Genomic DNA, 11095 nt, shown 5'->3' on the forward strand with positions numbered 1-11095 from the left:
CAACACGCGGTTGATCTGGCCGGCAGGATGCAAGCGAAGGCGCTCCGCTGCATCGGCCGCCGCGAAGGCCGCTCAAAAATCGACAGGGAATCGCAACCCTAGAGCATGATCCGAAAAAGTGGACACCGGTTTTCCCTCGCGACAAACGCGGAACGCGTTTGCGCGGAGATCATGCTCAAATCAAAGAGATGGAGTGGGATGGCGATTCGAAGAAACGTCATCCCGCTCTAGGCGGCCGCCTTCAACGCCGCAAAGCCGCGCTCGAGATCGGCTTTGAGGTCGTCGACATTCTCCAGGCCGATGTGGAGCCGCAGTGTCGGCCCGCCGGGGGACCATTTGGTGGCGGTGCGGTAGGGATCGCAGTCGAACGGGATGATGAGGCTTTCGAAGCCGCCCCACGAAAAGCCCATGCCGAACAATTTGACCGCATCGAGCAGGGCGTCGACCGCCTTTTGCGGCACCGGCTTTAGAACAATACTGAACAGGCCCGACGCGCCGGTGAAGTCGCGCTTCCAGATCGCGTGGCCGGGATGGCTTTCGAGCGCCGGATGCAGGACCGACAAGACTTCGGGGCGGGTAGCGAGCCAGCGCGCCATTTCAAGGCCCGAGCGATAATGCTGCGCGAGCCGCACCGAAAGCGTGCGGGTGCCGCGCAGCGCCAGGAAGACGTCGTCCGGCCCGGCGCAGACGCCGAGCAGCCGGATGCCTTCGGCGAGCAGCGGCCACGCCTTCGCGTTCGCCGAAATCGTGCCGAACATGATGTCCGAATGGCCGCCGATATATTTGGTGGCGGCCTGCATGCTGATGTCGACGCCCTGGTCGAGCGAGCGGTGAAACAAGGGCGTCGCCCAGGTGTTGTCGTCGATGACCAGCGCGCCTCTCGCATGGGCGACTTCGGCGATGGCGGGGATGTCGCTCATCTCGAACGACTGCGAGCCGGGCGCCTCGACCAGCACCGCCTTGGTGTTGGGCTTGAACAGGGCTTCGATGCCGGCGCCGATCAGTGGATCGAAATAGCTGACCTCGACGCCGTAGCGGGCGAGCATGCCGTTGCAGAAGTTGCGCGAGGGCCGGTAGACGTTGTCGGTCACCAGCACATGATCGCCGGCGCTGAGCACCGAGAGCAGGGTGGTGGTGATCGCGGCCAGTCCCGACGGCGCAAGGCCAACGCCGGCACATTGCGGGCCCTCCAGCGACATCAGCACGTCCTGCAGCGCCCGCGTGGTCGGAGAGCCGTGACGCCCGTAGGAGAACTCGGCGCGGTGGGCGTGCAGGTCCTCGGCGGTCGGATAGAGCACGGTCGAACCGTGGTACACGGCAGGGTTGACGAACCCCCTTTGCCCCTTGGTGTCACGGCCCGCGGTGACCAGTCTGGTTTCGGGTTTTTGCGGGTTGGACGGACCGTCGTTCGAAGAGCTCATGCGTTTGCATCATCCAAGACGTTATGCCGCAGCCACAACTTGATCGCGAAAAACACCGCCGGGCGGCGGGTCGGGGCGGGTGAGGTAATAACAAGACACAGAAGACGGCAGTCAACCCCTTGACCCGGCACGCCAGTCGTTCTGAGATGCATGCCAACTAACAGTCGCTGCAAGTTGAGGGGCCTGCCGCGATACCGGATCCACCGTCTGACCGGGATGGCATGTCAAATGCATGGTCAGGATGACGCTTTTCAGCAAGGGATCAGCGGGTTGGCCCCACAACGTCAGGCGTTGCCTAAAAAACGATCTCCGCACGATCTCCTTGAAAGGCCCAGCCCATGAAACGCGTATCTCTGGTTGTTACCCTTGCCCTAGCCGCCGGTCTCTCGGCCCAGGCCGCCTCGGCGCAAACCCTCAAGACGGTCAAGGACCGGGGCATGCTATCCTGCGGCGTCGGCCAGGGTCTTCCGGGGTTCTCGTCACCCGACGACAAGGGTAACTGGACCGGGCTCGACGTCGACGTCTGCAGGGCGATTGCGGCCGCGGTCTTCAATGACGCAACCAAGATCAAGTTCGTGCCGCTGTCGGCCAAGGACCGCTTCACCGCGCTGCAGTCGGGCGAAATCGACGTGCTGTCCCGCAACACCACCTGGACGCTGTCGCGCGATACCTCGCTTGGCGCCAATTTTACTGGCGTGACCTATTATGACGGCCAGGGCTTCATGGTGAAGAAGGCGCTGAAGGTGAATTCCGCGCTGGAACTGAACAGCGCGTCCGTTTGCGTGCAGACCGGCACCACGACCGAGCAGAACCTCGCCGACTACTTCAAGGGCAACAACATGAAGTACGAGGTGATCGCGTTCGGCACCAACGACGAAGCCGTCAAGGCTTACGAGTCCGGCCGCTGCGACGTCTTCACCACCGACGTGTCCGGCCTCTATGCCGACCGTTTGAAGCTTGCCAACCCGGCTGATCATGTCGTGCTTCCGGAAGTGATTTCGAAGGAGCCGCTGGGCCCGATGGTGCGCCATGGCGACGATCAGTGGTTCGACATCGTGAAGTGGACGTTGTTCGCGATGGTCACCGCGGAAGAACTGGGCATCACCCAGAAGAACGTCGATGAGATGGCCAAATCGGACAAGCCGGAGATGAAACGGGTGTTCGGGACCGACGGCAATCTCGGTGAACAGCTCGGCCTGACCAAGGATTGGGTGTCGCGGATCGTGAAGGCCGTCGGCAATTACGGCGAGGCCTTCGATCGCAACGTCGGCGCCGGCTCCAAGCTCGGAATTGCCCGTGGTCTCAACGCGCTCTGGAACAAGGGTGGTATCCAGTACGCGCCGCCGATCCGCTGATCGCCGGCACGAGGGCTGCGGCGATGGCCATCGAACCCCGAAAACCACCGACGCAGTTCGTTGCCAAACTGCAGCGAATGCTCGGTGGAAGTGCAGGCTGGAGCGGCTTTGTCGTCCAGATCCTGTTCGTCGCGGCGCTGTCCTGGATTGCCTACGAGATCGTCGCCAATGCCCGCGCCAATCTGCAGGCGCAGCGGATCACCGCGGGCTTCGGCTTTCTTGCCAACAATGCCGGCTTTGACGTCAGCCAGAGCCTGATCCCGTATTCGGGATCCGATCCCTACACCCGCGTCTTTTTGGTTGGCCTGCTCAATACGCTGCTGGTCTCGGTGATCGGCATCTTCTTTGCGACGCTGATCGGATTCCTCGTGGCCCTCGGCCGGCTGTCGCCGAATTGGCTGCTGTCGCGGATTTCGGGCGGCTATGTCGAACTGATCCGCAACCTGCCGCTCTTGTTCCAGATCCTGTTCTGGTATCTCGCCGTGCTCGCCGCATTGCCCAATCCGCGGCAGAGCATCTCCGTTTTGGACAGTTTCTTCCTGAGCAATCGCGGTCTGGTGATTCCGAAGCCGATCGGCACGCCCGGGTTCGAGCCGTTTGTGGTTGCGCTGCTGGTGGCGATCGTGGCGGCGATTGCGTTGTGGCGTTACTCCCGCCGGCTACTGTTCCAGAGCGGCAAGGTGATCAAGGTCTGGCCCTTTGCACTCGGCATGATCATCGGCCTGCCGTTGGTCAGCGCGCTGATCTTTGGTCTACCCGTCACGTTTGAAGTGCCGGTGCTCAAAGGCTTCAACTTCGCCGGCGGCTCGCGGGTCATTCCCGAGTTCGTCGCGCTGACGCTGGCGCTATCCACCTACACGGCGGCCTTTATCGCCGAGATCGTGCGGGCGGGCATTCTCTCCGTGCACAAGGGGCAGATGGAAGCAGGTTCCTCGCTCGGCCTGCAACGCGGCTCGGTGCTGCGGCTGATCGTGATCCCGCAGGCGCTGCGCGTGATCCTGCCGCCGCTGACCAACCAGTATCTCAATTTGACCAAAAACTCTTCGCTGGCGGTTGGGATCGGTTATCCCGATCTGGTGTCGGTGTTTGCAGGCACGACGCTGAGCCAGACCGGGCAGGCGATCGAGATCATCGGCATTACCATGGGCGTCTATCTGCTGATTTCGCTGGTGACGAGCGCGATCATGAGTTTCTACAGTTGGCGTATCAGCCGGAGTATGGGTTGATGAGCGACACCACACCATCCGGCTTTGTCCGCCAGGACCTCGTCGCCGAACGCCCCGCACCGGTGAAGACCACGGGCTTTGTCGGTTTCCTGCGCACGCGCCTGTTCAATTCGCCGACCAACATCCTGATCACGATCGTCAGCGCGCTGCTGCTGTGGTTCATCCTTGTGCCCTCGCTGAGATTCCTGCTGGTCGATGCGGTCTGGACCGGCAAGGATCGCACCGCCTGTCTCGCTGAAAATGCCGGGCATGTGGTCGGCGCCTGCTGGCCGTTCATCCAGGCGAAATTCAGCCAGTTCATCTATGGATTCTATCCGGAGCCGGAGCGCTGGCGGGTCGATTTGACCTTTATCCTGGCCGCGGTCCTGCTGCTGCCGCTGCTGATTCCGCGGTTGCCGGCCAAGGGCCTCAATGCCGGGCTTTTCTTTGGCGCATTGCCGGTCATAGCCTTCTTCCTGCTGCATGGCGGTGGACTGGACGGGCTTGGCGTGAGCTGGACGGCCGGACTTCTGTCGGGCTTCAACGACAGTATTGGCGACGGCGGGCGAAAGCTCGCGGCCGCGGGCGAGACGACGGCCGTGATCGGGCCGTTGCTGTGGCTGCTCGGACAACTGATCGTGCTGGTGAGCACGCTGATTGGATGGGTACTGCTGCCGCTGACCTGGCTGCGCGACCAGATCCAGGCTTTTGGCCGTCCGGTGTGGGCGGATCTTGCGCTTACCGCCATCATCGCTTGCGCTTTGGTGTTCTGGTTGGGCGCCGGCAAGCGCGACGGTTTGCGTCCCCTGGTCAATTGTCTTGCGATCTTCGCCGGTATCGGCATCGTCATCGCGGTGTTGGGGCTCGACCGTGGCGGATTGCCTGTCGTCGACACGCGGCTGTGGGGCGGCCTGCTGGTAACGCTCGTGGTGTCGGTTACCGGCATCGTAGCGTCGATGCCGGTCGGCATTGCGCTCGCGCTCGGCCGGCGTTCATCTATACCGCTGATCCGGATTTTCTCGATCTCCTTCATCGAGTTCTGGCGCGGAGTTCCGCTGATCACGGTACTGTTCTTCGCAACCTATATGTTGCCGCTGTTCGTTCCGACCGGTTTCACCATCGACGGATTGGTGCGCGCCCTGATCGGGATCGCGCTGTTTACCGGCGCCTACCAGGCCGAAAACATCCGCGGCGGCCTGCAAGCGATCCCGCGCGGGCAGGGTGAGGCGGCGAGCGCACTCGGCCTGTCCTGGAGCAAGACCACGGCGCTGGTCGTGATGCCGCAGGCGTTGCGCCACGTCATCCCCAACCTCGTCAACAGCTTCATCAGCCTGTTCAAGGACACCTCGCTGGTTTCGATCGTCGCGCTGTTCGATCTGTTGGGATCGTTGCGGGCGTCGTTTTCCGATCCAAACTGGTCGACGCCGACCACGTTGTTCACCGGCTTTGCGTTCACCGGGATCATCTATTTCGTCTTCTGTTTTGGCATGTCGCGTTATTCCATGTTCGTCGAGAACAGGCTGAACGCGCATCGCCGCAACTGAGTGTGGGACCATGAGCACAGACTCGATCGTTGGCATCCAGGGCCTCAATAAATGGTATGGCGAGTTCCACGTCCTGCGCGACATCAACCTCGATGTTTCCAAGGGTGAGCGCATCGTGATCTGCGGTCCCTCGGGCTCCGGCAAGTCGACGCTGATCCGCTGTATCAACGCGCTGGAGGAATTCCAGGAAGGTCAGATCGTCGTCGAGGGCATCGAGCTTGGGCCGAACCTGCGACGGGTGGACGAAGTCCGGCGCGAAGTCGGCATGGTGTTCCAGAGTTTTAATCTGTTTCCGCATCTGACCGTGCTGGAGAACTGCACGCTGGCGCCGATCTGGGTGCGCAACATCCCGAAAAAGGATGCCGAAGCGACCGCGATGAAATTCCTGGAGCGGGTCAAGATCCCGCATCAGGCCAACAAATATCCGGGCCAGATGTCGGGCGGTCAGCAGCAACGCGTCGCCATCGCCCGCGCACTGACCATGAATCCGAAGGTGATGCTGTTCGACGAGCCGACCTCGGCGCTCGATCCCGAAATGGTCAAGGAAGTGCTCGACACCATGGTCGACCTCGCCAGGGAAGGCATGACCATGCTGGTCGTCACCCACGAAATGGGATTTGCCCGCGAAGTCGCCAACCGCGTCGTCTTCATGGACGCGGGGCAGGTGATCGAGTCGAACACGCCGCAGGAATTCTTCGCCAACCCGCAGCACGCGCGGACGAAGCTGTTCCTGAGCCAGATCCTACGGCATTAACGCAGGTGACGTAGCCCGGATGGAGCGCAGCGCAATCCGGGGAGCTGGTGCCGCGCTCGGGATTCCCGGATTACGCTGCGCTCCATCCGGGCTACGGAATTCCGCTCACACCTTCTCGAAGGGCACGTCGATCTCAGTACGCTTTTCCAGCCATTCCGGCACCGGCAGGTTTTTCGAGCGCATGAATTCCGGATTGAACAGTTTTGACTGATAGCGGTTGCCCGAGTCCGCGAGGATCGTGACGATGGTCTTGCCCGGTCCGAGCTGCTTGGCGAGCTGGATCGCGCCGGCGACATTGACGCCGGTCGAGCCGCCGAGGCACAGGCCCTCGTGCTCGAGCAGGTCATAGATCACCTTCACGGCTTCCTCGTCCGAAATCAGGAAAGCGTCATCAACCTTCGCGGTCTCGATGACCGGCGTGACGCGGCCGAGGCCGATGCCTTCTGTGATCGAGTCGCCGGGCGTCGATTTGGCGGTGCCGTGCTTGAACAGCTCGTACATCGCGAAGCCATGCGGATCAGCGCACGCGGTAACGACGCCGCTACTTTTTTCCTTCAGGTAGCGGCTGGCGCCGGCCAGCGTGCCGCCGGTGCCGACCGAGCAGATGAAGCCGTCGATCTTGCCGCCGGTCTGCTCCCAGATCTCCGGTCCGGTGGATTCGTAATGCGCCTTGGCGTTGTCGAGATTGTTCCACTGGTCGGCGAACAACACGCCGTTGGGCTCGGTCTTGCGAAGCTGGGCGGCCAGCCGCCGCCCGACATGCTGATAGTTGTTCGGGTTGGAATAGGGCAGCTGCGGCACCTCGACGAGTTCGGCGCCGCACAGCCGCAGCATGTCCTTCTTTTCCTGGCTCTGTGTTTCCGGGATCAGGATCAAGGTCCGGTAACCGCGCGCGCTGGCGACGACGGCGAGACCGATGCCGGTATTGCCGGCGGTCGATTCCACCACGAGCCCACCCGGCTTGAGGTCGCCGCGCTTCTCGGCTTCGAGGATCATCCACTTGCCCGCGCGATCCTTCACCGACTGGCCCGGATTCATGAATTCGGCTTTGCCGAGAATGGTGCAGCCGGTCAGCTCTGATGCGCGCTTGAGCTTGATGAGCGGCGTGTTGCCGATCGCTTCGATGACGTCTTTGTTGAAGGCCATGTTTTTCAAATTGCCGGTTTGCTTGCCTAATCGTTAGGCGACCCTAAAGGACCGCCGTTAGGCGCACAAGCCGGCGCTGAAACAGGGCTGTCAGGCCGATTTCGCAAACACCACCTGACGCACGTCGATATTTCCGGACAGGAACCCCGCCTCGCAGTAGGCGAGATAATACTCCCACAGCCGCCGGAAGCGGTCGTCGAAGCCCGATGGCGTCAGGTTGGGCCAGGCCGCGCGGAAATTGCTTCGCCAGATCGCAAGCGTCCTGGCATAATCTTGCCCGAAAATGCGTTCGCGGATGACGGGAACGCCGAAGCGTTCGCCGAGCGTTTTCAGGATCTGCGGCGAGGGTAGCATGCCGCCCGGAAACACGTAGCGCTGGATGAAATCGACTTCGCGGCGATAAGTCTGGAACAGGCTGTCCTGGATGGTGATGGCCTGGATGCCGGCCAGCCCTCCGGGCAGCAGGCGGTCGCGCAACTGTGAAAAATATTTCGGCCAGAATTGCTCGCCGACCGCCTCGATCATCTCGATCGAGGCGATCCGGTCGTAGCGGTCGCGCTCGTCGCGATAATCCTGCAGCTTGATCTCGACCTTGTCGCTGAGGCCCGCGTTATGAATGCGCGCCTGGGCAAAATCGCGCTGCTCCTTGCTGATGGTGAGGCCGACGACTTTGGCGCCGAACGTCTTGGCGGCATATTCGGCAAAGCCGCCCCATCCGCAGCCAATCTCCAGAAGCTTCTGGCCGGGCCGCAGATCGATAGCCTCGGCAAGCCGGCGGTACTTGTTGTGTTGGGCTGCGGTCAGGTCTGCCGTGTCGTCCTCGAACAGCGCGGACGAATAGGTCATGCTGGGATCGAGCCAGGCTGAATAGAACGCGTTGCCGATGTCGTAATGCGCATAGATGTTGCGGCGTGCCTGCCGCTTCGTATTGCGGTTGAGCCAATGTCTGACGGACTGGAAGGTGCGCGTCAGCGGGTTGCCGACCAGCATGGTCTGCATCCAGTTCTGATTGACGCAGAACAGATAGAGGAATTGCGTGAGGTCGGGCGTGTCCCATTCACCGCGCAGATAGGCTTCGGCGATACCGATGTCGCCGCCGCGCAGCAGCCGTGAGGCGAAGCCGTAATCATAGATTGTCATGGCTGCGGCGGGGCCTGGCGTATTGCCGCCCAGCCGCACAACGCGGCCGTCGGCGAGGGTCACATCGAGCGTGCCGTGTTGCAGCTTTGAACCAAAGCCCAGCGCCAGCCGGACCAGGCGGGGCAATTCCGGAAACGTCGCGTGTACGGTTTCCGATGTGACCGAAATCAACTCTGGCATGTGCGATCCATCGAATGGCGGTTTACCCCGTGCTTCGCATGGCCGATCGACCCTGCTTCAATCCTTGGCACGGGTGGACAACGCCCGCGAAGTATAATCGGTGCCTTTGCCGGTCGCCAAGCTGGTATTGAAGGCCGCGGTGTGCCGCGGGACCAGCCTGGCGCCCTTAAGCCAGAGCCGCAGCGCCTCCCAGTGGATCGCCGCCATGATCTTCATTGTGACCAGCGGGAGGGCGACAAACGCGCGCAGCAACTCCTTGGTGTCGAGGGCGCGGTGGCTGCCATTGAAAGTTGCAGCGAGCAGGGGGCCTTCGCGGTCGGTTTCCAGAATTCGCAATTGCACGCGCTCGCCCGGCGGCAGCACGCGAAAATGGTAGCGCATCGCCATCCCGATGAAGGGCGAGACGTAGAACAGCTTGTCCTGCTGCTGCCGCACGCCGGCGTCGCTGATTTCGCCCGGTGTCAGCGGCAGGACGTAAGGATGGATGTCGCCAAAGGTGTTGCGTACTTCATAGATCAACAGCGCCAGCTCGCCATCAGCGCGATAGCAGAAATAGACCGAAAGCGGATTGAAGGTGTAGCCGAGCAGGCGGGGATAGCAGAGCAGCAGCACCCGTCCGCCTTTCAGGTCGATGTTACGCTCGGCCGCGCAACGTTGCACGTAGGCGCGCACGGATGTTCCGTCCCGCTTGCCATGGTCGGCCTCGTGGAAACTGTAAAGCGCCGCGCGGTTGACGCCGAACAGCGGCGATTGCCGGTCTGCGTCCGCCAGCCGGTCGAGATCGATTAGCAGGCTCATCACGCGATAGCTGAAGCGATGCCCGATCGGCTTCAGCCGTGCATGCATGACCTCACCGACGTAAAGCGCGGCCGCATCGGAGCAAGGTTGTTTGGGTCCAGCCGGTGTTGCGCGCATAACTACTCCGCGGCTTCCGCCAGTCCGGGCAGCACTTGGCGCCATGGCGCCACCGCGCCGAGTGCTTCGGCGACTGAAAGGCCGGATCGCAAGCCGTCCTCGTGGAATCCGTATCCGGTCCACGCGCCGCAGAACCAGGTATGTCGCCGGCCCTGGATTTCGGGCAGGCGCTTCTGGGCAGCAAAGGCTGTGGCGTTATATTGCGGATGCTCGCACAGGTACTTGCCGAAGGTCAGTGCGGGGTCGGGCGCGACCGGCGGGTTGAGGCTGACGAATAACGGTCTGTCGTGATCGATAGCCTGCAGCTCGTTCATCCAGTAGGTCACGGAGACGTTGTTATCCACGCTGTGATCGAGGCCCCCTTGGCGCGGCCAGCGCAGGAAATTCCACGAAGCCCAGGCGCGCCGGCGCTTCGGCATCAGCGCGGGATCGCGGTGCAGATAGATCGTGTTGGGGGAATAGCCGATCGCGCCCAGGATAGCGCGCTCGCGGTCGTCGGCATCCGACAGCATCGCCAGTGCCTGGTCGCTGTGGGAGGCGATCACGACATGATCGTAGCTGTCGGTCTTGCCGTGGCTGTCGTGGACGACGACGCCATGCGCGGTACGCTCGATTGCCGTGACGGCGCAGCCAAGCCTGATCCGGTCGCGGAATGAAGCGGTCAGCTTTTCGACATAGTGCTGGCTGCCGCCTTTCACGGTGCGCCAGACCGGGCGGTCATATTGCAGCAGGCGATGGTTGGCGAAGAAGGCGACGAAATTTTCGGCCGGGAAGTCCAGCATCTCGCTCGATGGCGCCGACCAGATCGCAGCGCCCATCGGCGCCAGATAATCGGTCAACAGCCGCGGCGCAAAATGGCGCGTGCGGAAATATTCGCCGAGCGTCAGCCCGGCCAGTTTTCCGGCCGCGTAATCCTCGATGCTCTGCTGGTTGAAGGTGATGATGTCGCGCAGCATCCAGAGATAGGAGGGCGACAGCAGGTTGCTGGCTTGTGCGAACAATCCGCGCGCGGTCTCGAACCAGTTGTTGCCGCCGCCTTTCCACTCGAAGCGGCCGGTGTCCGCCGTCACCGCAAAGCTCATGCAGCTTTCGACGGTCTCGACGCCGAGATGGGCGAACAGTGCCGTCAGGTCCGGATAGTTCAGTTCATTGTAGACGATGAAGCCGATGTCGACCGCAAGCCGCGTGCCGTCATGGTCGATGCTGACGGTGTGGCTGTGGCCGCCGGGCCTGAGTTCGCGGTCGTACACGGTGACCGGATAATGTTTCGATAAGGTCCAGGCCGCGGCATTGCCACTGATTCCCGTCCCGACCACCGCGACCCGCATTTTTGGCCCTCCATGGCACGCTGCGAGATACGGAGGGCTGTTCCCGGAGTTTCAAATCGGCCACAGGGCGCGGATCAGCTTGCAGGACAGGCTGATGCGGGACGTCA

General features: G+C 62.2%; 9 protein-coding genes. 4 read left to right on the forward strand and 5 right to left on the reverse strand.

The features are described 5' to 3' along the window. Positions 1 to 227: 227 nt before the first annotated feature. Complete coding sequence (gene metC / locus V1286_RS15175) at positions 228 to 1421, reverse strand: cystathionine beta-lyase (RefSeq protein ID WP_108519437.1); 1194 nt, start codon at positions 1419 to 1421, stop codon at positions 228 to 230. 338 nt (positions 1422 to 1759) lie between these two features. Here metC and V1286_RS15180 point away from each other — a divergent pair, with 338 nt between their 5' ends. The 4 genes from V1286_RS15180 to V1286_RS15195 are packed head-to-tail and all read left to right on the forward strand — an operon-like array spanning position 1760 to position 6279. Then, a complete protein-coding gene (locus V1286_RS15180) occupies positions 1760 to 2776 on the forward strand; it encodes an amino acid ABC transporter substrate-binding protein (RefSeq protein WP_334480676.1) in 1017 nt (338 codons plus the stop codon). 23 nt (positions 2777 to 2799) lie between these two features. Beyond that, on the forward strand, positions 2800 to 4002 hold the full coding sequence (locus V1286_RS15185) for an amino acid ABC transporter permease (RefSeq protein WP_334480677.1): 1203 nt from the start codon (positions 2800 to 2802) through the stop codon (positions 4000 to 4002). Then, positions 4002 to 5525, forward strand: coding sequence for an amino acid ABC transporter permease (locus tag V1286_RS15190; protein ID WP_334480679.1), 1524 nt, complete (start codon positions 4002 to 4004; stop codon positions 5523 to 5525). Before V1286_RS15185 ends, V1286_RS15190 begins: the two co-directional genes overlap by 1 nt. Positions 5526 to 5535: 10 nt before the next feature. Beyond that, positions 5536 to 6279, forward strand: coding sequence for an amino acid ABC transporter ATP-binding protein (locus V1286_RS15195; RefSeq protein ID WP_334480680.1), 744 nt, complete (start codon positions 5536 to 5538; stop codon positions 6277 to 6279). Positions 6280 to 6384: 105 nt separating this feature from the next. Here the strand turns inward: V1286_RS15195 and V1286_RS15200 are convergent, their stop codons facing one another. The 4 genes from V1286_RS15200 to V1286_RS15215 form a co-directional block, all read right to left on the reverse strand. Next, positions 6385 to 7425, reverse strand: a complete 1041-nt coding sequence (locus V1286_RS15200) for a cysteine synthase A (RefSeq protein ID WP_334480682.1) — start codon at positions 7423 to 7425, stop codon at positions 6385 to 6387. Between the two features lie 90 nt (positions 7426 to 7515). After that, positions 7516 to 8745 (reverse strand): cyclopropane-fatty-acyl-phospholipid synthase family protein, encoded by a 1230-nt coding sequence (locus tag V1286_RS15205; RefSeq protein ID WP_334480683.1) that lies wholly within the window; start codon positions 8743 to 8745, stop codon positions 7516 to 7518. Positions 8746 to 8802: 57 nt separating this feature from the next. Further along, positions 8803 to 9660, reverse strand: a complete 858-nt coding sequence (locus tag V1286_RS15210) for a DUF1365 domain-containing protein (protein ID WP_334480685.1) — start codon at positions 9658 to 9660, stop codon at positions 8803 to 8805. Between the two features lie 2 nt (positions 9661 to 9662). Beyond that, positions 9663 to 10988 carry an NAD(P)/FAD-dependent oxidoreductase gene (locus V1286_RS15215; RefSeq protein WP_334480686.1) on the reverse strand — a complete coding sequence of 442 codons (1326 nt, stop codon included), beginning with the start codon at positions 10986 to 10988 and terminating at the stop codon, positions 9663 to 9665. Positions 10989 to 11095: the final 107 nt, after the last annotated feature.

The organism is Bradyrhizobium algeriense, assembly GCF_036924595.1.
Lineage (GTDB): Bacteria > Pseudomonadota > Alphaproteobacteria > Rhizobiales > Xanthobacteraceae > Bradyrhizobium > Bradyrhizobium algeriense.

Excerpts from the sequence above, each read along its gene's own strand:
- metC (WP_108519437.1), bottom strand. The coding sequence starts at position 1,421 with ATGAGCTCTTCGAACGACGGTCCGTCCAACCCGCAAAAACCCGAAACC.
- V1286_RS15180 (WP_334480676.1), top strand. The coding sequence starts at position 1,760 with ATGAAACGCGTATCTCTGGTTGTTACCCTTGCCCTAGCCGCCGGTCTC.
- V1286_RS15185 (WP_334480677.1), top strand. The coding sequence starts at position 2,800 with ATGGCCATCGAACCCCGAAAACCACCGACGCAGTTCGTTGCCAAACTG.
- V1286_RS15190 (WP_334480679.1), top strand. The coding sequence starts at position 4,002 with ATGAGCGACACCACACCATCCGGCTTTGTCCGCCAGGACCTCGTCGCC.
- V1286_RS15195 (WP_334480680.1), top strand. The coding sequence starts at position 5,536 with ATGAGCACAGACTCGATCGTTGGCATCCAGGGCCTCAATAAATGGTAT.
- V1286_RS15200 (WP_334480682.1), bottom strand. The coding sequence starts at position 7,425 with ATGGCCTTCAACAAAGACGTCATCGAAGCGATCGGCAACACGCCGCTC.
- V1286_RS15205 (WP_334480683.1), bottom strand. The coding sequence starts at position 8,745 with ATGCCAGAGTTGATTTCGGTCACATCGGAAACCGTACACGCGACGTTT.
- V1286_RS15210 (WP_334480685.1), bottom strand. The coding sequence starts at position 9,660 with ATGCGCGCAACACCGGCTGGACCCAAACAACCTTGCTCCGATGCGGCC.
- V1286_RS15215 (WP_334480686.1), bottom strand. The coding sequence starts at position 10,988 with ATGCGGGTCGCGGTGGTCGGGACGGGAATCAGTGGCAATGCCGCGGCC.